This window comes from Streptomyces sp. NPDC028314 (genome assembly GCF_055565795.1).
Window position 1 is genome coordinate 296557 of record NZ_JBVHTP010000002.1, and the last position, 22547, is coordinate 319103.

22 protein-coding genes and 1 tRNA gene are annotated in these 22547 nt (G+C 73.3%); 14 read left to right on the top strand and 9 right to left on the bottom strand.

All coding sequences use genetic code 11. The features are described from left to right. The first annotated feature begins 176 nt into the window (after positions 1-176). The 6 genes from ACZ4TG_RS05530 to ACZ4TG_RS05555 all read left to right on the top strand — a co-directional run bounded on the left by ACZ4TG_RS05530 (position 177) and on the right by ACZ4TG_RS05555 (position 5747). Positions 177-259, top strand: a tRNA-Leu gene (locus tag ACZ4TG_RS05530). Between the two features lie 223 nt (positions 260-482). Continuing rightward, positions 483-2144: a sensor histidine kinase gene (locus ACZ4TG_RS05535; protein ID WP_468160433.1), complete on the top strand. Its 1662-nt coding sequence runs from the start codon at positions 483-485 to the stop codon at positions 2142-2144. An 8-nt stretch (positions 2145-2152) separates the two neighbouring features. Next, entirely contained in the window at positions 2153-2812 is a 660-nt protein-coding gene (locus tag ACZ4TG_RS05540) for a response regulator transcription factor (protein ID WP_468160024.1), read from the top strand. Between the two features lie 63 nt (positions 2813-2875). Further along, a complete protein-coding gene (locus ACZ4TG_RS05545) occupies positions 2876-4306 on the top strand; it encodes a DUF2252 domain-containing protein (RefSeq protein ID WP_468160025.1) in 1431 nt (476 codons plus the stop codon). 71 nt (positions 4307-4377) lie between these two features. Continuing rightward, positions 4378-5334, top strand: a complete 957-nt coding sequence (locus tag ACZ4TG_RS05550) for a J domain-containing protein (protein ID WP_468160026.1) — start codon at positions 4378-4380, stop codon at positions 5332-5334. A 68-nt stretch (positions 5335-5402) separates the two neighbouring features. Beyond that, a complete protein-coding gene (locus tag ACZ4TG_RS05555) occupies positions 5403-5747 on the top strand; it encodes a rhodanese-like domain-containing protein (RefSeq protein WP_267801881.1) in 345 nt (114 codons plus the stop codon). Positions 5748-5766: 19 nt separating this feature from the next. Here ACZ4TG_RS05555 and ACZ4TG_RS05560 read toward each other — a convergent pair whose 3' ends face one another. The 6 genes from ACZ4TG_RS05560 to paaA form a co-directional block, all read right to left on the bottom strand. After that, entirely contained in the window at positions 5767-6909 is a 1143-nt protein-coding gene (locus ACZ4TG_RS05560) for an acyl-CoA dehydrogenase family protein (protein WP_468160027.1), read from the bottom strand. A gap of 104 nt (positions 6910-7013) precedes the next feature. After that, on the bottom strand, positions 7014-8141 hold the full coding sequence (locus ACZ4TG_RS05565) for a 2Fe-2S iron-sulfur cluster-binding protein (RefSeq protein ID WP_468160028.1): 1128 nt from the start codon (positions 8139-8141) through the stop codon (positions 7014-7016). Next, on the bottom strand, positions 8142-8648 hold the full coding sequence (gene paaD, locus ACZ4TG_RS05570) for a 1,2-phenylacetyl-CoA epoxidase subunit PaaD (RefSeq protein WP_468160029.1): 507 nt from the start codon (positions 8646-8648) through the stop codon (positions 8142-8144). Further along, a complete protein-coding gene (paaC, locus tag ACZ4TG_RS05575) occupies positions 8642-9400 on the bottom strand; it encodes a 1,2-phenylacetyl-CoA epoxidase subunit PaaC (RefSeq protein ID WP_468160030.1) in 759 nt (252 codons plus the stop codon). Before paaC ends, paaD begins: the two co-directional genes overlap by 7 nt. Further along, positions 9397-9681 carry a 1,2-phenylacetyl-CoA epoxidase subunit PaaB gene (gene paaB, locus ACZ4TG_RS05580; protein WP_468160031.1) on the bottom strand — a complete coding sequence of 95 codons (285 nt, stop codon included), beginning with the start codon at positions 9679-9681 and terminating at the stop codon, positions 9397-9399. The genes paaC and paaB overlap by 4 nt, the downstream gene beginning before the upstream one ends. Next, positions 9678-10760, bottom strand: coding sequence for a 1,2-phenylacetyl-CoA epoxidase subunit PaaA (paaA, locus tag ACZ4TG_RS05585; RefSeq protein WP_468160032.1), 1083 nt, complete (start codon positions 10758-10760; stop codon positions 9678-9680). The genes paaB and paaA overlap by 4 nt, the downstream gene beginning before the upstream one ends. 147 nt (positions 10761-10907) lie before the next feature. On the opposite strand from paaA, the gene ACZ4TG_RS05590 reads away from it, so the two are divergent. From ACZ4TG_RS05590 to ACZ4TG_RS05600, 3 genes are read left to right on the top strand one after another with little or no spacing between them, the layout of a single operon-like run. Then, on the top strand, positions 10908-11630 hold the full coding sequence (locus ACZ4TG_RS05590; RefSeq protein ID WP_468160033.1) for a DUF5819 family protein: 723 nt from the start codon (positions 10908-10910) through the stop codon (positions 11628-11630). Beyond that, positions 11627-12883, top strand: coding sequence for an HTTM domain-containing protein (locus ACZ4TG_RS05595; protein ID WP_468160034.1), 1257 nt, complete (start codon positions 11627-11629; stop codon positions 12881-12883). The genes ACZ4TG_RS05590 and ACZ4TG_RS05595 overlap by 4 nt, the downstream gene beginning before the upstream one ends. A gap of 44 nt (positions 12884-12927) precedes the next feature. Next, positions 12928-13686 (top strand): TrmH family RNA methyltransferase, encoded by a 759-nt coding sequence (locus ACZ4TG_RS05600; protein WP_468160035.1) that lies wholly within the window; start codon positions 12928-12930, stop codon positions 13684-13686. A gap of 18 nt (positions 13687-13704) precedes the next feature. On the opposite strand, the gene paaN is transcribed toward ACZ4TG_RS05600, so the two are convergent. After that, entirely contained in the window at positions 13705-15387 is a 1683-nt protein-coding gene (gene paaN / locus ACZ4TG_RS05605; protein ID WP_468160036.1) for a phenylacetic acid degradation protein PaaN, read from the bottom strand. A gap of 167 nt (positions 15388-15554) precedes the next feature. Here paaN and ACZ4TG_RS05610 point away from each other — a divergent pair, with 167 nt between their 5' ends. Beyond that, positions 15555-17090, top strand: a complete 1536-nt coding sequence (locus ACZ4TG_RS05610; protein ID WP_468160037.1) for a 3-hydroxyacyl-CoA dehydrogenase — start codon at positions 15555-15557, stop codon at positions 17088-17090. Then, positions 17087-17674 (top strand): TetR/AcrR family transcriptional regulator, encoded by a 588-nt coding sequence (locus ACZ4TG_RS05615; RefSeq protein WP_468160038.1) that lies wholly within the window; start codon positions 17087-17089, stop codon positions 17672-17674. Before ACZ4TG_RS05610 ends, ACZ4TG_RS05615 begins: the two co-directional genes overlap by 4 nt. A 145-nt stretch (positions 17675-17819) precedes the next feature. Here the strand turns inward: ACZ4TG_RS05615 and ACZ4TG_RS05620 are convergent, their stop codons facing one another. Next, entirely contained in the window at positions 17820-18404 is a 585-nt protein-coding gene (locus tag ACZ4TG_RS05620; RefSeq protein ID WP_468160039.1) for an Lrp/AsnC family transcriptional regulator, read from the bottom strand. A gap of 178 nt (positions 18405-18582) precedes the next feature. Between ACZ4TG_RS05620 and pdhA the strand changes: the two genes are divergently transcribed. The 3 genes from pdhA to ACZ4TG_RS05635 are packed head-to-tail and all read left to right on the top strand — an operon-like array spanning position 18583 to position 22051. Further along, positions 18583-19716 (top strand): pyruvate dehydrogenase (acetyl-transferring) E1 component subunit alpha, encoded by a 1134-nt coding sequence (pdhA, locus tag ACZ4TG_RS05625; RefSeq protein WP_468160040.1) that lies wholly within the window; start codon positions 18583-18585, stop codon positions 19714-19716. Continuing rightward, on the top strand, positions 19716-20726 hold the full coding sequence (locus tag ACZ4TG_RS05630; RefSeq protein ID WP_468160041.1) for an alpha-ketoacid dehydrogenase subunit beta: 1011 nt from the start codon (positions 19716-19718) through the stop codon (positions 20724-20726). Before pdhA ends, ACZ4TG_RS05630 begins: the two co-directional genes overlap by 1 nt. Further along, a complete protein-coding gene (locus ACZ4TG_RS05635; RefSeq protein ID WP_468160042.1) occupies positions 20726-22051 on the top strand; it encodes a dihydrolipoamide acetyltransferase family protein in 1326 nt (441 codons plus the stop codon). Before ACZ4TG_RS05630 ends, ACZ4TG_RS05635 begins: the two co-directional genes overlap by 1 nt. A 116-nt stretch (positions 22052-22167) precedes the next feature. Here the strand turns inward: ACZ4TG_RS05635 and ACZ4TG_RS05640 are convergent, their stop codons facing one another. After that, complete coding sequence (locus ACZ4TG_RS05640; RefSeq protein ID WP_468160043.1) at positions 22168-22536, bottom strand: hypothetical protein; 369 nt, start codon at positions 22534-22536, stop codon at positions 22168-22170. Positions 22537-22547: the final 11 nt, after the last annotated feature.

Genomic DNA, 22547 nt, shown 5'->3' on the forward strand with positions numbered 1-22547 from the left:
ATCGTAGGGGCGCTCCAGGGACAGTGTCCCGCACCCGGCCCGGAGTGCGGGAGGGGCTGTCGGGGCCGAGGTGGGAGCTGCGGGGAAAGGGATGTGATTCCACCCCGTCCGCCGTGCTAATGTTTCGACGTCGCCAGGGGAACGGCCCGAAAGGGAAGAACCGCTGGTAGCTACTCGGGCGAGTGGCGGAACGGCAGACGCGCTGGCTTCAGGTGCCAGTGTCCTTCGGGACGTGGGGGTTCAAATCCCCCCTCGCCCACAGCACAGGAGCCCCGCTCCGGAGAAATCCGGTGCGGGGCTCCTTCGTTGTGTCCGAACTGACGGGGTGTGTCTTGTCTCGGACCGGCCGGTGTGGCGGCCGTCTCATCGGGCACGTCCGGCTGACGGGGTGTTCGACTTTCGTCGAGCGGGGCGCGACGAAAGAGGGCACCCGGCGGCCTGTTGGGGACTCTAGGGTCGGGCGCGTGGATGCGACCGTGAGGATGCGTACGGGCTGGGACTGGCTGAAGGGGCCCGAGCCCTGGTCCCGGCGGATGCTGGCGGGGGACCTGGCGATCGCCGCCGTGCTGGCGCTGCTCGGCCTGGGGGTGGAGGAGCTCGACAACGGCAGCGGGCTGCGGATGGCGGTCAGCGGCGCGGTCGTGGTGGTGCTGACCCTGCTGCGGCGGCGGATGCCGGTGGCCACCCTGGTCGTGGGAGCGGCCGTCGCGCCCTTCCTTCCGGGGACCTTCCTGGTCATGAGCCTGCTGGCCTGGTCGGCGGGGCGCCGGATCGTGGGCGTCGGCAGGGCGCTGGGCGCCTTCACGGTGGCTTTCGTCGTGGAGATCGGCCTCAGCGTGGTGCAGCAGTGGGCGCAGATGAAGCCCCTGCTGGTGATCGTCTTCTCCACCCTGATGTTCCTTGCGTCGACGGTGATGCCGGGTCTGGCCAGTCGGTACTGGTCGCAGCGCCGGACCCTGCTGCGGGCGCTGCAGGAGCGCAACGGACAGCTGATGCGCGAGCGCGCGATGGTCGCCGGGCAGGCCCGGCTGCGGGAGCGGCAGCGCATCGCCCAGGACATGCACGACAGCCTGGGGCACCAGCTGGCGCTGATCTCGGTTCACACCGGTGCGCTGGAGGTGGATCCGCACCTCACCGACCGCCAGCGCGAGGCGGTGGGAGTGCTGCGCGGGGCGTCGGTGGCGGCGATGCACGAGCTGCGCGAGGTCGTCGGGATCCTGCGGGACGGCGTCGAGGCGCCGGTACCCGTGGAGGAGGCGGCGCAGCCCGCGGCGCGGGGGATCGCGGGGATCGCCGGGATCGTGGAGGCGGCGCGCGGTGCCGGGACCGACGTGCGGCTCACCACGGCGGGGCGGCCCAGGCCGCTGGGCACGGCGTGCGATCACGCGGCGTACCGGATCGTGCAGGAGGCGCTGACGAACGCGTACAAGCACGCTCCGGGGGCGCCGATCACGGTCGAGCTGCGGTACGAGGACGACTCGCTGGTGGTGGAGATCGCCAACGGGCCGTCCGCCGGTCCGGGCGCCGGCGAGGTGGTCTCGGGCGGGCAGGGCCTGACGGGGCTGCGCGAGCGGGCCCGGCTGGTCGGCGGCATGGTGCACGCGGGCGCGGCCGAGGGCGGCGGATTCCGGGTGGCCGGGGTGCTGCCCTACGGGGCGGAGCCGGCCGGGATGGAGGTCCCCGACGACTTCGGGCAGCAGGCCCAGGCGCTGGGCCTCGCGGGCGCCCCGCCGATGGACTGGGCGGCGGTGGACCGGGAGCTGGCGGTCCGGGTGCGCAGCCGCACGGGAGGGGTGGCGCTGGGCTGCGGGATCGCGTTCGCCGCAGTGGTGCTGCTCGTGATCGTGATCGGGGCGGGCGTGGCACTGATGGTGGGATCCGCCGGCGACGCGATGATCCGCAGGGCCGACTACGACGCGGTGCAGGTGGGTGAGCCGGAGAACGTGGTCCGCGGGCGGCTGCCCGACGGGGACAGCTTCATGACCGCGGGGCTGGACCGCAAGGGTCCGCAGCGGCCGGAGGGCACGGACTGCCTGGAGCTGCTGTCGGAGGACGACTCCAGGCTGACCACCGATACGGTTTTCCGGTTCTGCTTCAAGGACGGCAAGCTCGTCGAGAAGCAGTCGTTCGAGGTCAATCAGTAGGAGCGCGGGTGACAGCCAAGGTGATCCGAGTGGTGATCGCTGACGACGAGCCGCTGATCCGGGCCGGGATCAGGATGATCCTGACCTCGGCTCCGGACATCGAGGTCGTCGCGGAGGCGGCGAACGGCCGGGAGGCGGTGGAACTGGCCCGCGCGCACGCCCCGGACGTGGTGCTGCTCGACATCCAGATGCCGGTGATGGACGGGCTGACGGCGCTGGTCGAACTGCGCCGGGCGGTGCCCGAGGTACGGGCGCTGATCCTCACCACCTTCGGCGAGAAGGAGAACGTGCTGCGGGCCCTGAGCCAGGGCGGCGCCGGGTTCCTGCTGAAGGACTCGGCGCCGGGTGAGCTGATCGGCGCGGTACGGGCGGCCGCGGCCGGGGACGCCTACCTCTCCCCCGGGGCGACCCGGCACGTCGTCGACCAGCTGGCCTCCGGGCAGGCCGCCGGGCGCGGCGAGGAGGCCCGCCGCCGGGTCGCGGAGCTGAGCGAACGGGAGCGCGGGGTGCTGGCGCTGCTCGGCGAGGGGCTCTCCAACGCGGACGCGGGACGGCGGCTGCACATGAGCGAGGCCACGGTGAAGACATACGTGAGCCGGATCCTGGCCAAGCTGCGGTGCGAGAACCGGGTGCAGGCGGCCCTGCTGGCCAGGGACGCGGGGCTGTAGATACGGTCAGCCCCGATTGATGATGTTGGCCGAGTTTGACGGTTACGGGCGGGGGCGGCAGGCATGGCGGCGGAACCGGTACAGCGCGCGGGTGCGGTGGACGTGACGGACGGCGGGCGGATACCGGTGGTCGACGGGTTCGCCCCGCGCCTCGTGGCCGGGTCGCCCCGGCAGGCAGGCAAGGCCCTGCGGGTGCGCGTACCGCGCGGGGCGCACGCGCGCTTCGAAGCGCCGGCCGACCGGCCGGACGCCGTGCGGGCCGTCGAGGAGTCCAACGTCGGCCGGGTGCCGGAACTGGCGCCGATACGGGTCGGCCGGATGGCCGCCAACCCCTTCGCGTTCCTGCGCGGGTCGGCCGGGCTGATGGCGCACGACCTGTCCGGCGGTCCGGTGACCGGGGTGGGCGCGCAGATCTGCGGTGACGCGCACGCGGCGAACTTCGGCCTGTACGGGGACGCGCGGGGCCGGCTCGTCATCGACCTGAACGACTTCGACGAGACCGTTTTCGGCCCCTGGGAGTGGGACGTCAAGCGGCTCGCGACCTCCCTGGTGCTGGCCGGGCGGGTGGCCGGGGCCGACGAGGACACCTGCCGGGCGGCCGCGCTGGACGCGGTCGGCGCGTACCGGCGGACCATGCGGCTGCTGGCCAAGCTGCCCGCGCTGGACTCCTGGAACGCCATCGCGGACGAGGAACTCGTCTCGCACACCGATGCCCGCGATCTGCTGGGGACGCTGGAGCGGGTCTCGGAGAAGGCCCGCAACAACACCTCGGCCCGCTTCGCGGCCAAGTCGACCGAGGTCGGGCCCGACGGCCGGCGGTTCGTCGACGCGCTGCCCGTGCTGCGCCGGGTCGGCGACCCGGAGGCGGCCGCCGTGGCGGCCTCGCTGGGCCCGTACCTGAACACCCTCCAGGGGGACCGGCTGCCGCTGCTGGCCCGGTACGCCATCCACGACGTGGCCTTCCGCGTGGTGGGCACCGGAAGCGTCGGCACGCGCTCGTACGTGGTGCTGCTGCTGGATCACCTGGGCGAGCCGCTGGTGCTCCAGGTGAAGGAGGCCCGCCCTTCGGTACTGCTGCCGCACCTGCCCGGGCTGGGCTTCGACGCCGCGCCGGAGGAGCACGAGGGGCGGCGGGTGGTGGCCGGACAGAAGCGGATGCAGGTGGTCTCGGACATCCTGCTGGGCTGGACCACGGTGGAGGGGCGGCCCTTCCAGGTCCGGCAGTTCCGCAACCGCAAGGGCAGCGTGGACCCGGCGGCGCTGGCCGCCGACCAGTTCGACGACTACGGACGGATGACCGGCGCCCTGCTGGCCCGGGCGCACGCGCACAGCGCCGATCCGCGGCTGCTCGCCGGGTACTGCGGCAAGAACGACGAGCTGGACGAGGCGATGGCCGCCTTCGCGGTGGCGTACGCGGACCGCAGCGAGGCCGATCACGCGGTGCTGGTGGCGGCGGTGAGGAACGGGCGGATCGCGGCGGAGGCCGGGGTCTGAGCGGGTCACGGTCCCGGGTCGATGTTTCACGTGAAACATCGGCCCGCTCGCACCGGCCTTAGGCTGGCCGGGTGAGCGAGCAGCAGACTGATCAGACGGTCCCGGTCCCCGAAGAGCCCGGCGACGTCGGCCATGCGGCCGGTGCCGCCGCCGACGTTGGTGCCGCGAGCGACTCCGGCGGCGCGGCCGCCGGCGCCGGAGCCGGCTCCGGTGGCGCCGCCGGTGCGGGTGGCGGCGCGGATGCCGGTGACGAGCGGCCGGAGGCGCGGCTGGACCGGGCCGTGCGGGCCGCCGAGCAGGCGCTGATCGAGTTCGAGATCGCGGTGGAGACCTTCCGGGTGGAGGTCGAGAACTTCTCGCGCCTGCACCACCAGAAGCTCGGCCCGATGTACTCGCGGCTCGACGAGCTGGACGCGCTGATCGCGGAGGCGAAGGCGGCGCGCAGCGGTGATCCCGAGGACCTGCGGCGGGCGCACGAGGCGCGCGCCCTGGTGATGCCGATGCCCGGGGTCGAGGAGCTCTTCCACGACTGGCTGGGCTCCGACGGGATCTCCGACGACGCGTCCGCGATGCTCACCGAGCGGCCGGTGCGTCCGCCGGAGCGGGTGCGGCCCTCGGAGGAGGTGCGCAGGCTCTACCGCGAGCTGGTCCGCAAGGCGCACCCGGACCTCGCGCAGGACGAGGCCGAGCGCGAGCGCCGCGACGCGTTCATCGTGCGGGTCAACGCGGCGTACGGGCGCGGCGAGGAGCAGGTGCTGCGGGAGCTGGCCGAGGAATGGGCGGCGGGCCCGGTACCGGAGGCCGCGCGGCCGAGCGAGAGCGAGGAGCTGTACGCGCGGCTGGAGTGGCTGGCGCGGCGCAAGGAGCTGCTGGCGGTGGTGGCGCGGGAGCTGGAGGACAGCGCGATCGGGTCGATGCTGCGGATGGCGCCGGAGGACCCGGACCGGCTGCTGGAGGAGATCGCGGAGCAGCTGCTGGCGCAGGTCGCCGAGCGTGAGGCCGAGCTGGCGGTCATCGCCGCCGGGTGAGGCCCCCGCCCCGGCGCGGGGGTCGGATAGGTTGGCAGCGAGATCTGCGACGAGAGAAGGCGACAGCTATGAACTTCGGACCGCTTCCCTCGGTGGACGCCGCCGCGGTGCCCTCCGAAGGCTTTGTCCTGGACGTCCGCGAGGACGACGAATGGGCGGCCGGGCACGTCGAGGGCGCGCTGCACATCCCGATGAGCGACTTCGTCGCCCGCTTCGGTGAGCTGACGGAGGCCATCGAGGACGGCGGCCGGGTGCACGTGATGTGCCGGGTCGGCGGCCGTTCCGCGCAGGTCACCCAGTACCTCGTGCGGCAGGGCATCGACGCCGTGAACATCGACGGCGGGATGCAGGCCTGGGACGGTGCCGGGCGCCCGATGGTGACGGACAACGGGAACCCGGCCTTCGTGCTCTAGGCCTTCTCGGGCCGGTGCGTCAGGCGAGGGGGTGGGCGGCCAGCAGGTCGCCCAGCGCCTCCTCGTGCGCTGCGGCGGGGCCCAGCTGGAGTTCCAGCTGCTTGGCCCAGGCGTGGTAGCGGTGCAGGGGGTAGTCGGTGTCGGCTCCGAAGCCGCCGTGCAGGTGCTGGGCGGTCTGCACGACCCGGCGTACGCCCTCCGAGGCCCAGATCTTGGCGACGGCGACGTCCCCGGCGCTCGGCAGCGGGCCGCCCGCGCCGCCCGTCGCCGCGTCGAGGCGCCAGGCGGCCTGCCAGAGGGTGACTTCCATGGCGCGCAGGTCGATGTAGCGGTCGGCGGCCTGTACGGCGACGGCCTGGAAGGTCGCCACCGGGAAGCCGAACTGTTCCCGCTTGCCGGTGTACTGGCTGGTCATCGTGAGTGCGCCCTCCCCGAGGCCGAGCGCGAGCGCGCAGGTCCCGGTGGCCAGCAGCTGGCGGAGCCGGTCCCAGGCGCCGGGCGCGTCGATGAGGTGCGCCGCGGGTACCCGTACGCCGTCCAGGGCGAGTTCGGCGAGCCGCTCCCCGCTGGTCGAGTACTGGTCCGCGAGGGTCAGCCCCTCGGTGGTGCGCGGGACCAGCGCCAGGACGGCCTCGCCCTCCCCGGCATGGGCGGGTACGGCGATCCAGTCGGCGTTGTGTGCCCAGGCGACGGAGGTCTGGACCCCGTCCAGGACCCAGTCGGGGCCGTCCCGCCGTGCGGTGACGGCGAGTTCGGCGGGATCGTGCCCGGTGCGCCCGTGTGCGGCGGCGGTGAGGACGAGCGTCCCCCGCCCGGCGCCGGGCAGCAGGGCGGCGGTCAGTTCGGGGCTGCCGTGGGCCTGGACGGCCATGGCGGTCGCGCAGTGCTCCAGCAGCGGCACCCGGGCCAGCACCCTCGCGGCCTCCCGCAGCACCAGGCAGAGCGCGATGGTGTCGAGCCCGGCCCCGCCGTGCTCCTCGGCGAGGACCAGGCTCAGCAGGTCGGAGCCGGCGAGCTTGGCCCACAGGGGCCGGTCGAACTCCTCGGCGACGGCCCCCGGGGAGAGCGCGGGGCTGGGCACGCTGTCGGGCGCGACATCCGCGAACACGGCCTTGGCCGCCTCGACGGCGGCCTGCTGTTCCTCGGTGAAGGTGAAGTCCACTGCCTGTCCTCCCGCGCGCACCGGATCCCGTTCTGATCTGACGGAGCGTCAAGATAGAACAGGTTCTGGAAAATGCACAGCCCCGGGGGGACGGGCGGGCCGGCTCAGCGGTCGAAGTCGATCTCCACTTCCTCCGTCACCGCATGGGACTGGCAGGCCAGGACGAATCCGGCCTCCGTCTCCTCCGTCTCCAGCGCGAAGTTCCGGTCCATCCGGACCTCGCCCGACACCAGGAACGCCCGGCACGTGCCGCAGACCCCGCCCTTGCAGGCGTACGGGGCGTCCGCGCGGTTGCGCAGCACCGCGTCGAGCAGCGACTCGCCGTCCTGGACCGGCCAGGTGCCCGAACGGCCGTCGAGCCGCGCCGTGACCCGGCCGTGCGACGCGGCCGCCGTCCGGGCGGGGGCCTGCGGGGCGGTGTCCTCGACGTGGAAGATCTCCTCGTGCACCCGGGTCCGTACGACCCCCAGGGCGCCCAGCGCCTTCTCCGCGCCCTGCACCAGGCCGTACGGGCCGCACAGGAACCAGCCCGTCACCTCCGCCACCGGCAGCAGCGCGGGCAGCAGGGCCGTCAGCCGCTCCTCGTCCAGCCGGCCGGAGGGCAGCCCGGCCTCCTGCTCCTCCCGCGAGAGGACGGTGACCAGCTGGAAGCGCTCCGGGTAGCGGTCCTTGAGGTCCGCGACCTCCTCCAGGAACATCGTCGAGGCGGCCGTACGGTCGCTGCGCACCAGGCAGAACCGGGCGTCGGGCCGCGCCGCGAGCAGCGAGGCGGCGATCGACAGCACCGGGGTGATCCCGCTGCCGCCGACGATCGCCGCGTAGTGCGCGCCGGCCGGGGCCGCGGCCGGGTCCAGTACGAACCGTCCGGCCGGAACCATCACGTCCAGCACGTCACCGGCGGCGATCTCCTTGTGCGCGAACGTGGAGAACTCCCCGCCCTCCACCAGCCGCACTCCGACCCGCAGCAGAGCGGGGCCACCGGCGCCGGGGGCGGGCGAGCAGATCGAGTACGTGCGGCGGATCTGCGCACCCTCGGGCCCGCTGCGGCGCAGCGTGAGGTGCTGGCCGGGGGCGTGGACGTACTCGGCGCGCAGTTCCTCGGGGACCCGCAGGGTCAGCGCCACCGAGTCGTCGGTGAGCCGGTCGACCGACGCCACCGTCAGGGAGTGGAACGCGCCGTGGCGTGCGGGGCGCGCGGACACCGACGCGGGTGACGGCGGGGACACGGCCATCTACAGCTCCTTGAAGTGGTCGAACGGTTCGCGGCAGGCGGTGCAGCGGCGCAGCGCCTTGCATGCGGTGGAGGAGAACCGGCTGAGCAGCTCGGTGTCGGTCGATCCGCAGTGGGGGCAGCGGACCGACAGGGTGAGCGGGACCGGTCCGCCCGCGGAGTGGGGGCGGGGCGGGGCGATACCGAACTCGGCCAGCTTGCGGCGTCCTTCGGCGCTGATGTCATCGGTCGACCAGGCGGGGGCCAGGACCGTCCGCACCCGGACATCCGGTATGCCGTGGCCGTTCAGCGCCCGCTCGATGTCGGCGGCCATGGCCTCGATGGCCGGGCAGCCGGTGTACGTGGGGGTGAGGGTGACCTCGACATGGCCGTCCTCGTGCATCCGCACCCCGCGCATCACGCCCAGCTCGGCGAGGGAGAGCACGGGCAGCTCGGGGTCGGGGACGGCCCCGGCCAGGTCGGCCAGCTCCGCCTCCAGCCGCGTCATCTCCGTGCCGCTGGTCACCATGACGCCCCCGGGTGGCTGCGGTGCAGGTGCTGCATCTCCGCGAGCAGCCGCCCGAACGGCTCGGTGTGCAGTCCCTGCCGACCGGCCCCGGCCGCCCAGGCGCCCGTACGCGGGCCCTCGGGGAGGGTGAGTCCGGCCCGCTCCAGCACACCGCCCACGGCGGCGAGCCAGCGCTGCTCCAGGGCGGCCCAGTCCATGCCGTCGAGCCCGTCGACCGGCTGGAACAGCTCTCCGGTGTACTTCCACAGCCCGACCAGCCCGGCCCGGATCCGGGTCCGGCTCTCCTCGGTGCCGTCACCGAGCCGCAGCGTCCACTGCTCGGCGTGGTCGCGGTGGTAGGCGGTCTCCTTCACGGCCTTGGCCGCGAGCGGGGCGAACGGGCCGTCACCGGCGGCCAGTTCCGCATACAGCTCGTGCTGGTAGAGGGAGAAGTAGAGCTGCCGGGCGATGGTGTGGCCGAAGTCGCCGTTGGGCTGTTCGACCAGCTGGAGGTTGCGGAAGGAGCGCTCCTCGCGGAGGTACGCCAGCTCGTCCTCGTCGCCGGCCATGGACAGCAGCACGCGGGCCTGTCCGAGCAGGTCGAGGGCGATGTTGGCGAGCGCGACCTCCTCCTCCAGGACGGGGGCGTGGCCGGCCCATTCGCCGAGGCGGTGGGAGAGGATCAGCGCGTCGTCGCCGAGGGCGAGGGCGGCGGCGAAGTGGACCGGCGCGGTGCCGGTCGTGTCGGTCCTGGTCGTCTCGGTCCCGGTCACAGGTGGCGCACCCCCTCGGGGATCTCGTAGAAGGTGGGGTGCCGGTACGGCTTGTCGGCGGACGGGGCGAAGAAGGGATCCCGCTCGTCCGGTGAGGAGGCGGTGATCTCGGTGGAGGGCACCACCCAGATCGAGACGCCCTCGCCGCGCCGCGTGTACAGGTCACGGGCGTTGCGCAGGGCCATCTCCGCGTCCGGGGCGTGCAGGCTTCCCGCATGCGTGTGCGAGAGGCCGCGGCGCGAGCGCACGAACACCTCCCACAGGGGCCAGTTCTGCGTCATACCCGTGCCTCGCTTCCGGTGCTTTCCGTGCCCGTCGTGCTGTGCGTGCCTGTCGTCGTGCTGGTCGTGTCGGCCGTGCTGGTCGTACCGGCCGTGCTCGCCGTGCTGCTCGCGTGCTTCTCGGCATACGCCGCGGCCGCCTCGCGGACCCAGGCGCCTTCCTCGTGCGCCGTGCGCCGCTGGCTGATGCGGTCCTCGTTGCAGGGGCCGTTGCCCTTGAGCACATCCCAGAACTCGGCCCAGTCGATGGCGCCGAAGTCGTGGTGCCCCCGCTCCTCGTTCCACTTGAGGTCCGGGTCGGGCAGGGTCAGGCCCAGGGCCTCGGCCTGCGGGACGGCGATGTCCACGAAGCGCTGGCGCAGTTCGTCGTTGGAGTGCCGCTTGATCTTCCAGGCCATGGACTGCGCGGAGTGCGCCGACTCGTCGTCCGGCGGGCCGAACATCATCAGCGAGGGCCACCACCAGCGGTCGACCGCGTCCTGGGCCATCGCGTGCTGCGCTTCGGTGCCCTTCGAGAGCGCCATGAGCAGCTCGAACCCCTGGCGCTGGTGGAAGGACTCCTCCTTGCAGATCCGGACCATGGCGCGCGCGTACGGACCGTAGGAGCAGCGGCAGATCGGGACCTGGTTGGTGATCGCCGCGCCGTCCACGAGCCAGCCGATCGCGCCGACGTCGGCCCAGGTCAGGGTGGGGTAGTTGAAGATCGACGAGTACTTCTGCTTGCCCGAGTGGAGCTTGTCGAGCAGCTCGTCGCGGCTGGTGCCCAGGGTCTCGGCGGCGCTGTAGAGGTACAGCCCGTGTCCGGCCTCGTCCTGGACCTTGGCCATCAGGATCGCCTTGCGGCGCAGCGAGGGCGCCCGGGTGATCCAGTTGGCCTCGGGCTGCATTCCGATGATCTCGGAATGGGCGTGCTGAGCCATCTGGCGGACCAGGGAGGCGCGGTACTCGTCGGGCATCCAGTCGCGCGGTTCCACCCGCTCGTCTGCCGCCACGGCGGCGTCGAAGGCAGCCGCCAGCTGGGCCCCGAGGTCTGTCCCCAGGGCTGTGTCCTGCCCAGATTCCGGGGTCACTGCGACCATCCCGGCCCCCTGTCAGAGTTTGTCGGCTGGCCGTTCGTCCACCCGACCGACCGATCGTTCGGTTCATCCTCTTCAATGGTGAGACGGCGGCCCGTAGGGTGTCAACCTCTGTGGGCAACCCGGTGGACGCCGGATGATCGGGGCGGGATGGATTCGAACGAGCGCGAGCCTTCGGAACAGCCCGTTCCGGGGGCCGGCACGACGGGTGCGGGAGAGGGTGCGGCGGGCTCCCCGGCAGCGGCCACGAAGCCGCCCAGGGCCCCCGGGATCGCCGGTCTGTCCACCCCGTACCGGGTTCTGACGGGTCTCGCCCTGGCCGTCGTGGCCGCGGCCGCCTGCGGGCACCTCGCGCTGGTCTTCCTGCACGTCGCCCCGTCCAACACGCTGAGCAAGCGGCACGCGGCCGCCGTCGACGAGTGGATCTATCCCGAGTTCGAACAGAACTGGAAGCTCTTCGCCCCCAACCCCCTCCAGCAGAACATCGCGGTCGAGGTGCGGGCGGAGGTGCTCGGATCCGACGGCGGGCTCACGACCAGCGGCTGGACCGACCTGTCCGCCGAGGACGGCGCGGCGATCCGGCACAGCCTGCTGCCGAGCCACACCGAGCAGAACGAGCTGCGGCGGGCCTGGGACTTCTTCACCGGCTCCCACGACGAGGACAACAAGCCGAACGGCGACCGGGGCGCCCTGTCGGAGCAGTACCTGCGGCGCATCGCGCTCGACCGGCTCGCGGCACGGGAGCGGCCGGGCGAGCGCATCGTACGGATCCAGCTCCGCTCGGCGACCACCGGCGTGGCCGCGCCCGCGTGGAGCGACGAGCAGAACGACACCCAGACCTACTACCGGGAGCTGCCGTGGTGGACGGTATGACGCCGGGCACGGGGCGGCCGGAGCCGGGGCCGGGACCTGCTTCTGGGCCGGAGCCGGGGCCGGGGCAGCCGGGGCCGGGCCTGCGGCCGCGGGCCCTGGCCGCGGCCGGGCAGGGGCTGGCGGTGGTCACCGGCCGGGCGCTGGGCCCGTACCAGAGCGCCCTCGTGCGCATCGGATTCTCCGGGACCTGGCTGTTCTTCCTGCTGCGCGAGTTCCCGAACCGCCACGAGCTGTACGGGCCCGACAGCCCCTGGAGCTGGGCGATGGCGGAGCAGCTGATCGCCTCGAACCATGCCTTCACGGTGCTGATGTGGTCGGACTCGAACGGCTGGTTCGAGCTCGTCTACGCCGTCTCCGTCGTCGCGAGCGTGCTGCTGATGCTGGGCTGGCGGACCCGGGGCACCTCGGTGCTGTTCATGATCGGGGTGCTGTCGCTGCAGAACCGCAGCGTGTTCATGGGGGACGGCGGGGACAACGTCATCCACCTGATGGCCCTCTACCTCGTGCTGACCCGCTGCGCGCAGGTCTGGTCCCTGGACGCGCGCCGGGCGCGGCTGCGGGGCTCGGCTTCGGCGGGAGCCGCGGGGCCGGTGCTGTGGGCCGTGCTGGGCCTGCTGTTCGCGTACGGGGCGATGACCGGGCGGTTCAGCCAGGGCTGGCTCGCCGCCTTCGCGGCGGTGTGGGTGGTGCTGGGGCTGTGGTGGCTGGTCGACCGCTTCGAGGCACAGGGGGAGGGCCGGGCGGTACTCGACGTCCTGGCGAACCTGCTGCACAACGCGGGGATGCTGGTGATCACGGCGGAGGTCTGCCTGATCTACGCGACGGCCGGCTGGTACAAGATCCAGGGCTCGCGGTGGCAGGACGGGACCGCGCTGTACTACCCGCTGGGGCTGGACTACTTCACCCCCTGGCCGGGGCTTTCGGGGGTGCTGGCGGGCAGCGGGACGATGGTGATGCTGCTGACGTACGGGACCGTGGCGGTCCAGGTCGCGTTCCCGTTCACGCTGTTCAACCGGCGGATCAAGAACGTGCTGCTGGGGCTGATGATGCTGGAGCACGCGGCGATCGCGGTGCTGCTGGGGCTGCCGTTCTTCTCGCTGGCGATGATCGCGGCCGACGCGGTGTTCCTGCCGACGGCGTTCCTGGTCCGGCTCGGTGCGCGGGCCGCCGCGCTCGGGCCGAGCCGGGGTCCGGCCGCTCCCGGCGCGGTGGTGGCCGTCGAGGACGTCGTCCCCAGCCCCGTGCCGCGCTGATCCCGGCGCGAGGCCGGGGGCCCGGGGCTCGTAAGGTCGGCGGTATGAGTGAGCGCTTGAGTTCCGGTGAGGTCGCGCGGGAGTGGCGGGAGGCCGCCGGGCAGGACGGGCTCGTGCTGCTCGACGGGTTCCACGCGCTGAAGCACGCCCTGCGGTTCGGGGCCGAGGTGCGGGCGGTCGTCGCGGACGACCCCGAGGCCGTACGGGCCCTCGCCGCCGAGCTGGCTCCGGACGTGGAGGCGGACGTGGCGCGGCTGGTGCGCCGGGCCGACCTCAGGGGGCTGCTGGCCCGTGTGCACCCCACCGGGGTCGCCGCGCTCGCCGTACGGCCCGACCGGGAGGCGGGCCGCGAGGAGCTGCGCCGACTGCCCCGGAAGGCACCCGTCGTCGTCCTCGACAACCCCCGCAACCTCGGCAACGTCGGGGCCGTCGTCCGCCTCGCCGCCGGCTTCGGCGCCACCGGTGTCGTCACCCGCGGCGACCTCGACCCCTGGCATCCGAACGTGGTCCGGGCCGGGGCCGGTCTGCACTACGCCACCACCGTGGACCGGGTCGAACTGGAGACCCTGCCGCCCGGGCCGCTGTACGCGCTCGACCCGGAGGGCGAGGACATCCGTGCCCTCACCCTCCCGGACGACGCCCTGCTCGCCTTCGGCTCCGAACGCCACGGCATCTCGCCCGAGCTGCGCGCCCGCGCCGACCACCTGGTGTCCCTGCCGATGCGGCCGCAGGTCTCCAGCTACAACCTGGCCACCAGCGTCGCGATGACGCTGTTCCACTGGGGCGGCCCGAAAACCGGCTGAGCCGTCCCCCTGCCGGGCCTACGCCTGGCGGCGGACCTCCACCACACGGAACCGGTTCGCGACGAACGCGCCGTCGCAGAGCGCGGCGTTCGCCGCAGGGTTGCCGCCCGAGCCGTGGAAGTCGGAGAAGGCCGCGGTCTGGTTGACGTAGACCCCGCCGGTGAGGTTCAGCGACAGCTGCGCCGACTCCTCCAGGCAGACCTCCTCGATGGCCCGCTCGGTGTCCGCGGACGTCGTGTAGGCGCCGACCGTCATCGCGCCCTTCTCCCGCACCGTGCGCCGCAGCAGCTCCAGGGCGTCCGCCGTGGAGTCGACCGCCACCGCGAAGGACACCGGGCCGAAGCACTCCGAGAGGTACGGGGCGTCCGGGTCGGGCTTGGCCGCGTCCAGCTTCACCATCACCGGGGTACGGACCACCGCGTCCGGGAATTCGGGGTTCGTCACCTCGCGCGAGGCCAGCGCGACCTCGCCCAGACCGGCCGCGGCCTCCAGCCGCGCCTTGACGTCGGGGTTGACCAGCGCGCCCAGCAGGGCGTTGGCCCGGGCGTCGTCGCCCAGCAGGCCGCCGACCGAGGCCGCGAGGTCGGCCACGACCTCGTCGTACGTCTTGTGCCCGGCGTCCGTCTCGATGCCGTCGCGCGGGATCAGCAGGTTCTGCGGGGTGGTGCACATCTGGCCGCTGTACAGGGACAGCGAGAAGGCCAGGTTGGACAGCATGCCCTTGTAGTCGTCGGTGGAGTCGAGGAGGACGGTGTTGACGCCGGCCTTCTCCGTGTACACCTGCGCCTGGCGGGCGTTGGCCTCCAGCCAGTCGCCGAACTCCGTGGACCCGGTGTAGTCGACCAGCTTGATCTCGGGACGGAGCGCGAGGGTCTTGGCGATGCCCTCGCCCGGCCGCTCCACCGCCAGCGCCACCAGGTTCGGGTCGAAGCCGGCCTCGGCGAGGACCTCGCGGGCCACCTGGACCGTCAGCGCCAGCGGCAGGACGGCGCGCGGGTGCGGCTTGACCAGTACGGCGTTGCCCGTGGCGAGCGAGGCGAACAGGCCCGGGTAGCCGTTCCAGGTCGGGAAGGTGTTGCAGCCGATCATCAGCGAGATGCCGCGCGGGACCGCGGTGAAGGTCTTGCCGAGCTCCAGCGGGTCCTTCTTGCCCTGCGGCTTCGACCAGTCGGCCTGCCCCGGGACCCGGGTCTGCTCCTCGTACGCGTAGGCCACCGCCTCCAGGCCGCGGTCCTGCGCGTGCGGGCCGCCCGCCTGGAACGCCATCATGAACGCCTGGCCGCTGGTGTGCATCACCGCGTGCGCGAACTCGTGCGTCCGCGCCGAGATGCGGGCCAGGATCTCGATGCAGACCACGGCGCGGGTCTCGGGACCGGCGTCGCGCCAGGCGGCCATGCCGGCCCGCATCGCGGGAAGCAGGACCTCGGGGTCGGCGTGCGGGTACTCCACGCCCAGCTCGGGGCCGTACGGGGAGACCTCGCCGCCCGTCCAGCCGTCGGTGCCGGGCTGCCCGAGGTCGAAGCGGGTGCCGCGGAGGGCCTCGAAGGCGGCGAGGCCGTCGGCCGGGGCGGTTTCCCCGTAGGCCTTCGGGTGCTCGGGATGCGGGGACCAGTAGGCGCGGGTGCGGATCGCCGACAGCGCCTGGTCCAGGGTGGGACGGTGCTTCTCGGTCAGCTGGGGGACGGTGGACTCGGCGGCCATCAGGGACCAACTCCTCGTTGAGCCGGGCAAGATCAGGCTGGTTCGCAGGCTGAGATCAGGCAGGGGCGGGTGAAGAAGAGCAGACTGGAGTTAGAGTAACCGAACGATCGGTCGGGACAAGAGGGCCCGGCAGACCTGTGGATAAGTCGGTGCGGGAGGATCGGGTCATGACAGCAATCGAGCGGTCCCGCACTGTGGCGGTCGTCGGCGCCGGCACGATGGGCCAGGGCATCGCCCAGGTCGCCCTTCTCGCAGGTCACCGCGTGCTGCTCTACGACATCGACGAGAACCTCGCGCAGGACGGCTGCGGCCTCGTCCAGGACCGCGTCGAGCGCATGGCCGCCAAGGGCCGGCTGGATCGCGCCGAGGCCGACGACGCGATCGGCCGGATCGGACCGGCCCGCGCACTCGCCGACCTCGCGGACGCCGCCCTCGTCATCGAGGCCGTCGTCGAGGACGTCCCCGTCAAGCGGGCGCTCTTCGCCGCACTCGAAGAGGTGGTTTCGCCGGACGCGCTGCTGGCGACCAATACCTCCTCCCTCTCCGTCACCGAGCTCGCCGCCGGGCTCGCACACCCCGGCCGCTTCCTCGGCCTGCACTTCTTCAACCCGGCGCCGCTGCTCCCGCTCGTCGAGGTGGTCAGCGGTTTCGCGACCGACCCGGCCGCCGCCGAGCTGGCGTACGACACCGCCAAGGCCTGGGGGAAGACGCCGGTGCGCTGCGCCGACACCCCCGGCTTCATCGTCAACCGGATCGCCCGCCCCTTCTACGCCGAGGCCTTCGCGGTGTACGAGGAGCGGGGCGCCGACCCGGCCACCATCGACGCCGTGCTCCGCGAGAGCGGCGGCTTCAAGATGGGCCCGTTCGCGCTGACCGACCTGATCGGGCAGGACGTCAACGAGGCCGTCACCCGCTCCGTCTGGGAGTCGTTCTTCCGGAGCCCGAAGTTCACCCCCTCCCTCGCGCAGCGCCGCCTGGTCCAGTCGGGCCGCCTCGGCCGCAAGTCGGGGCACGGCTGGTTCCCGTACGGCGAGGGCGCGGCCGAACCGGTTCCGCACACCGCCGGGCCCGAGGAGGCCCCCGCCAAGGTCACCGTCGTCGGGGACCTCGGCCCGGCGGCCGAGCTGGCGGACCTCCTGGAGGAGGCCGGGATCGCGGTCACGGCCACCGAGCACGGGGGTCCGTACATCCAGCTCCCAGGCGAGGGGCAGCTGGTGCTCGCGGACGGCAAGACCTCGGTCGAGTTCGCGGACGTCGTCTACTTCGACCTCGCGCTGGACTACCGGGGCGCCACCCGGATCGCGCTCTCCGCCAGCGAGGACACCAGTGAGCGGACCCTGGCCGAGGCGATCGGACTCTTCCAGAAGCTCGGCAAGAAGGTCTCCGTCATCGGCGACGTACCCGGCATGATCGTCGCCCGGACCGTCGCGATGCTGATCGACCTCACGGCCGACGCCGTCGCGCGCGGAGTGGCCGGCGCCGAGGACATCGACACGGCGATGCGGCTCGGCGTCAACTACCCGCTGGGCCCGGCCGAATGGCACGACCGGCTCGGCCGGGACTGGGCGTACGACCTGCTGCACCACCTCGACGAACGCTGTCCGGGCGGCCGCTACGCGCCCTCGCTGGCGCTGTACAGGCTCGGCTACGCGGTGGGCGAAGAGGAAGAGGAAGCGGCCGACGCCGAGGGGGACGCCCAGTGACCACGGCCAGACGGGACACCTACACCCCGGAGACCCTGCTCTCCGTCGCGGTCCAGGTCTTCAACGAGCGCGGCTACGACGGCACCTCGATGGAGCACCTCTCCAAGGCCGCGGGCATCTCCAAGTCCTCGATCTACCACCACGTCGCGGGCAAGGAGGAACTCCTGCGCCGGGCGGTCAGCCGCGCGCTGGACGGCCTCTTCGCCGTCCTGGAGGAGCCGGGAGCGGTACGCGGCCGCGCGGTCGAGCGCGTCGAGTACGTCACGCGGCGCACGGTCGAGGTACTGCTGGCGGAACTCCCGTACGTGACGCTGCTGCTGCGGGTACGCGGCAACACGCGCACCGAGCGCTGGGCGCTGGAGCGCCGCCGCGAGTTCGACCACGCGGTGGCGGAGCTGCTGAAGGCCGCCGCGGCCGACGGCGACCTGCGGGCGGACGTGGACATCCGGCTCGCGACCCGGCTGCTCTTCGGCATGGTCAACTCGCTGGTCGAGTGGTACCGCCCGCATCCGGGCGCGGACCACACCCAGCTCGCGGACGCGGTGGTCCACATGGCCTTCGACGGCCTGCGCACCGAGCCGTAGCCCGGACGGCCCAGCGCCGCCGCGCGGATCCGCCGGGGGCCCCGGCCGGGCTGCCGTGCCGATTCGCACTGCCGATCCGCCGGGGCCCGGCCGGGCACAGGCGCGGATCCGCAGGAACCCGGCCGGGCTGCCGGGCCGTGCGCCCTCAGGCCGGGCCCGGGTCCTCCATGACGGCCGGGCCGCCGGACGGGCCCGGGTCGAGGAGGTCCGTCTCCTCGAAGACCAGCAGGGTGCGGGTGGAGAGGACCTCCGGGATCGACTGGAGGCGGGTGAGGACCAGTTCCCGCAGGGTGCGGTTGTCCGGCGTGTGGACCAGCAGCAGGACGTCGAAATCGCCGCTGACCAGGGCGATGTGCGCCGCGCCCGGAAGCTCGCGCAGCTGCTCGCGGACCGTCCGCCAGGAGTTCTGGACGATCTTCAGGGTGATATACGCCGATGCGCCCTGACCTGCGCGTTCGTGATCGACGCGGGCCGTGAAGCCCCGGATGACCCCGTCGTCGATCAGCCGGTTGATCCGCGCGTACGCATTGGCCCGCGACACGTGGACCTGCTCCGCCACCGACCGTATCGACGCCCGGCCGTCCGCCTGGAGCAGCCGCATGATCGACCGGTCGATCGGATCCAGCGGCCGGGGCGGCGGGGGTGGCACGGGAGGTGCCGGCGGGGTCCCCGTCGCACCACCCGGCGGGACCGATGCGGAGCCCGCTCCGGCCATTTGTTCATCCGGCATTGCCCACTGCCTCCCTCTGCTGGACGTCCTGCACCCATCCCAGGGCCCCGCCGCCACTTTGTCCACAGCCTGGAGCCGCCTGTAGCCAAATTGCGCAGACAACCGAACAATCGGTAGGTGAGGCGCCTCACACCCGGGGCCCGCCCTGCCCGCTTCCCACGAGGAGGTGTACGCCGCCATGACGGTCCAAGAGCTGCCCGGTGCCGGTGCGTCCCACCGTCCCACCCCGCCGCCCGCCTGGAGGCCCCGTACGGATGCCGCCCCGCTGCTCCCGGACCCCGAGCCGTACCGGGTGCTGGGCACTCCGGCCGCGGACAAGCTCGACCCCGAGCTGATGCGCCGGTGCTACGCCGAGCTCGTGCGCGGCCGCCGCTACAACGCCCAGGCCACCGCGCTGACCAAGCAGGGCCGGCTCGCCGTGTACCCCTCCACCGTCGGCCAGGAGGCCTGCGAGATCGCGGCCGCGATGGTGCTGGAGGAGCAGGACTGGCTCTTCCCGAGCTACCGGGACACCCTCGCCGCCGTGGCGCGCGGACTGGACCCGGTCGAGGCGCTGACCCTGCTGCGCGGCGACTGGCACACCGGGTACGACCCGCGCGAGCACCGGATCGCCCCGCTCTCCACCCCGCTCGCCACCCAGCTCCCCCATGCGGTCGGCCTGGCGCACGCCGCCCGGCTGCGCGGGGACGACGTGGTCGCGCTCGCCATGGTCGGCGACGGCGGCACCAGCGAGGGCGACTTCCACGAGGCGATGAACTTCGCCGCCGTCTGGCAGGCGCCGGTGGTCTTCCTGGTCCAGAACAACGGCTTCGCGATATCCGTCCCGCTCGCCAAGCAGACCGCCGCCCCCACCCTGGCCCACAAGGCCGTCGGGTACGGGATGCCGGGCCGACTGGTCGACGGCAACGACATCGCCGCGATGCACGAGGTGCTGACCGAGGCGGTCCAGCGGGCGCGCGCGGGCGGCGGTCCGACGATGATCGAGGCCGTCACGTACCGCATGGAGGCCCACACCAACGCCGACGACGCGACGCGCTACCGCACGGACGCCGAGGTGGAGGCCTGGAAGGCACACGACCCGGTGGCACTGCTGGAGCGCGAGCTGACCGCCCGTGGCCTGCTGGACGCGGAGGGCATCAAGGTGGCCAAGGACGCGGCCGAGGCGATGGCGGCGGCGCTGCGCGACGGGATGAACGCCGATCCGGTGCTCGACCCGATGGACCTCTTCGCGCACGTCTACGAGGAACAGACCGGCAGACTGCGCGAACAGGCGGAGCTGCTGCGCGCCGAGCTCGAAGCGGAGAACGAGTGATGACGACCGCAGTGGCGAAGCCGGCCGCCAAGCCGGCGACCATGGCCCAGGCCCTGGGCAGGGCGATGCGCGACGCGATGGCCGAGGACCCGACCGTCCACGTCATGGGCGAGGACGTCGGCACGCTCGGCGGGGTCTTCCGGATCACGGACGGGCTCGCCAAGGAGTTCGGCGACGACCGCTGTACGGACACCCCGCTCGCGGAGGCCGGAATCCTCGGCGCCGCCGTCGGCATGGCCATGTACGGGCTGCGGCCGGTCGTGGAGATGCAGTTCGACGCGTTCGCCTACCCGGCCTTCGAGCAGCTGATCTCGCACGTCGCGAAGATGCGCAACCGCACGCGCGGCGCGATGCCGCTGCCGATCACGATCCGGGTGCCCTACGGCGGCGGGATCGGCGGGGTCGAGCACCACTGCGACTCCTCCGAGGCGTACTACGTGGCCACGCCCGGCCTGACGGTGGTCACCCCGGCGACGGTGGAGGACGCGTACGGGCTGCTGCGCGCGTCCATCGCCAGCGACGACCCGGTGGTCTTCCTGGAGCCGAAGCGGCTGTACTGGTCGAAGGCCGACTGGAACCCGCAGAGCCCCGCCGCCGTGCCGGGCATCGGCAAGGCCCTGGTCCGGCGGACGGGCACGAGCGCGACGCTGATCACCTACGGGCCCTCGCTGCCGGTGTGCCTGGAGGCCGCCGAGGCGGCGCGCGAGGAGGGCTGGGACCTGGAGGTCGTCGACCTGCGCTCGCTGGTTCCGTTCGACGAGGAGACGGTGGTCGCCTCCGTACGGCGGACCGGGCGCGCGGTCGTGGTCCACGAGTCCGGCGGCTTCGGCGGGCCGGGCGCGGAGATCGCCGCCCGGGTCACGGAGCGGTGCTTCCACCACCTGGAGGCGCCGGTGCTGCGGGTGACCGGGTTCGACATCCCGTACCCGCCGCCGATGCTGGAGAAGCACCATCTGCCCGGTGTCGACCGGATCCTGGACGCCGTGGCCCGCCTGCAGTGGGAGAACTGATGCCGCAGGTACTGGAGTTCAAGCTGCCGGACCTCGGTGAGGGGCTGACCGAGGCGGAGATCGTGCGCTGGCTGGTCGCGGTGGGCGACGTGGTGGAGATCGACCAGCCGGTGGTCGAGGTCGAGACGGCCAAGGCGATGGTCGAGGTCCCGTGCCCCTACGGGGGCGTGGTCACCGCGCGCTTCGGTGAGGAGGGGACGGAGCTGCCGGTGGGAGCTCCGCTGATCACCGTGGCGGTGGGGTCGGGGACGGAGCCGCTGGACTCCGAGGAGCCGGCCGGTTCCTCCGGCTCGGGGAACGTCCTGGTCGGCTACGGTACGGACCACTCGCGCCCGGCGCGGCGCCGACGGGTCCGCCCGACGGCGGGGGCCCCGGCCCCGGCTCCGGCCCCGTCCGTGCCGGTGGCGCCCGCCGCCGTGACGCCCGCCGCCGTGGCGGTCGTCGCTCCGGCCGGGCCGGTGCCGGTGATCTCGCCGCTGGTGCGGAAGCTGGCCCGGGACAACGGCGTCGACCTGCGGGCGCTGAGCGGCTCCGGGCCCGAGGGGCTGATCCTGCGGGCGGACGTCGAGGCGGCGCTGCGGGCGCCGGTGGCCGAGCCGGTGGCCGCGCCGGTCGTCGCCGCCGCGGCGGTCGCGGGCGAGGTCCGGATCCCGCTCAAGGGCGTGCGGGGAGCCGTGGCCGAGAAGCTGTCGCGCAGCCGGCGGGAGATCCCGGAGGCCACCTGCTGGGTCGACGCCGACGCCACCGAGCTGATGGGCGCCCGGGCCGCGATGAACGCCGTGGGCGGGCCCAAGATCTCGGTGCTGGCGCTGCTGGCCCGGATCTGCACGGCCGCGCTGGCCAAGTACCCGGAGCTCAACTCCACCGTGGACCTGGCGGCGAAGGAGATCGTCCGGCTGCCGTCGGTGCACCTGGGCTTCGCCGCGCAGACCGAGCGGGGCCTGGTCGTGCCGGTGGTCCGGGACGCGCAGACGCGCAACCCGGAGTCCCTGTCGGCGGAGTTCGCCCGGCTGACCGAGCTGGCACGGGCGGGGAAGCTGGCCCCGGCGGACCTGACGGGCGGGACGTTCACCCTGAACAACTACGGGGTGTTCGGGGTCGACGGCTCGACCCCGATCATCAACCACCCCGAGGCGGCGATGCTGGGGGTCGGACGGATCATGCCGAAGCCGTGGGTGCACCAGGGGGAGCTGGCCGTCCGGCAGGTCGTACAGCTGTCGCTGACCTTCGACCACCGGGTGTGTGACGGTGGCACGGCGGGGGGCTTCCTGCGGTACGTGGCCGACTGCGTCGAATCGCCGGCGGTCCTGCTGCGGTCGCTGTAGCCCGTCCCCCGGCCGGGGTCGAGCGGCCGGGCCCCGAGTCCCGGGGGCCCGGCTCCTGGCCCGGGGCGGCGCGGTGACGGCGGGCCGGCCGGCGGACGCCGCAGGGCCGGCCGCCGTCAGTTGCCCGCGGAGAGGTAGGCGCGGATCACCCGGCCCAGGCGCCCGCCGTTCCTCCCCCGGGTGGTGACCAGGAGGACCACCGTCGCCCCCGCGCCGGCGGCGCCGGCCACGAGCAGCAGGGCGGCCTTCACCTCCATGCCGACCGCGGCGAGGACGGCCGCGACGATCACGCACACGCTGATCACCAGCGCGTGGGGCATTCCGAAGCGGGCCGGGCCGCCATCGGGTACCGCTGGGGCGGGCGCGGCGGGGGGCCGTCCGGCCGGGGAGGGGGCGACGGTGGTCTCCGGCATGCGCGTCTCCTGGTCCGGTCGGCGTCCGGCGCTCTGGCGGGAACGGGTGGGGCGGGCGTTTCGGGTGGTCATGGAGGTCCTCC

Bases quoted from the DNA above. Each gene is read 5' to 3' on its own strand.
- ACZ4TG_RS05545 (WP_468160025.1), top strand. From the start codon at position 2,876: ATGGCGGCGGAACCGGTACAGCGCGCGGGTGCGGTGGACGTGACGGAC.
- ACZ4TG_RS05600 (WP_468160035.1), top strand. From the start codon at position 12,928: ATGAGTGAGCGCTTGAGTTCCGGTGAGGTCGCGCGGGAGTGGCGGGAG.
- ACZ4TG_RS05535 (WP_468160433.1), top strand. From the start codon at position 483: ATGCGTACGGGCTGGGACTGGCTGAAGGGGCCCGAGCCCTGGTCCCGG.
- paaD (WP_468160029.1), bottom strand. From the start codon at position 8,648: ATGGTGACCAGCGGCACGGAGATGACGCGGCTGGAGGCGGAGCTGGCC.
- ACZ4TG_RS05630 (WP_468160041.1), top strand. From the start codon at position 19,716: ATGACGACCGCAGTGGCGAAGCCGGCCGCCAAGCCGGCGACCATGGCC.
- ACZ4TG_RS05640 (WP_468160043.1), bottom strand. From the start codon at position 22,536: ATGACCACCCGAAACGCCCGCCCCACCCGTTCCCGCCAGAGCGCCGGA.
- pdhA (WP_468160040.1), top strand. From the start codon at position 18,583: ATGACGGTCCAAGAGCTGCCCGGTGCCGGTGCGTCCCACCGTCCCACC.
- paaN (WP_468160036.1), bottom strand. From the start codon at position 15,387: ATGGCCGCCGAGTCCACCGTCCCCCAGCTGACCGAGAAGCACCGTCCC.
- ACZ4TG_RS05565 (WP_468160028.1), bottom strand. From the start codon at position 8,141: ATGGCCGTGTCCCCGCCGTCACCCGCGTCGGTGTCCGCGCGCCCCGCA.
- ACZ4TG_RS05555 (WP_267801881.1), top strand. From the start codon at position 5,403: ATGAACTTCGGACCGCTTCCCTCGGTGGACGCCGCCGCGGTGCCCTCC.
- paaA (WP_468160032.1), bottom strand. From the start codon at position 10,760: ATGGTCGCAGTGACCCCGGAATCTGGGCAGGACACAGCCCTGGGGACA.
- ACZ4TG_RS05595 (WP_468160034.1), top strand. From the start codon at position 11,627: ATGACGCCGGGCACGGGGCGGCCGGAGCCGGGGCCGGGACCTGCTTCT.
- ACZ4TG_RS05610 (WP_468160037.1), top strand. From the start codon at position 15,555: ATGACAGCAATCGAGCGGTCCCGCACTGTGGCGGTCGTCGGCGCCGGC.
- ACZ4TG_RS05635 (WP_468160042.1), top strand. From the start codon at position 20,726: ATGCCGCAGGTACTGGAGTTCAAGCTGCCGGACCTCGGTGAGGGGCTG.
- ACZ4TG_RS05590 (WP_468160033.1), top strand. From the start codon at position 10,908: ATGGATTCGAACGAGCGCGAGCCTTCGGAACAGCCCGTTCCGGGGGCC.
- paaB (WP_468160031.1), bottom strand. From the start codon at position 9,681: ATGACGCAGAACTGGCCCCTGTGGGAGGTGTTCGTGCGCTCGCGCCGC.
- ACZ4TG_RS05620 (WP_468160039.1), bottom strand. From the start codon at position 18,404: ATGCCGGATGAACAAATGGCCGGAGCGGGCTCCGCATCGGTCCCGCCG.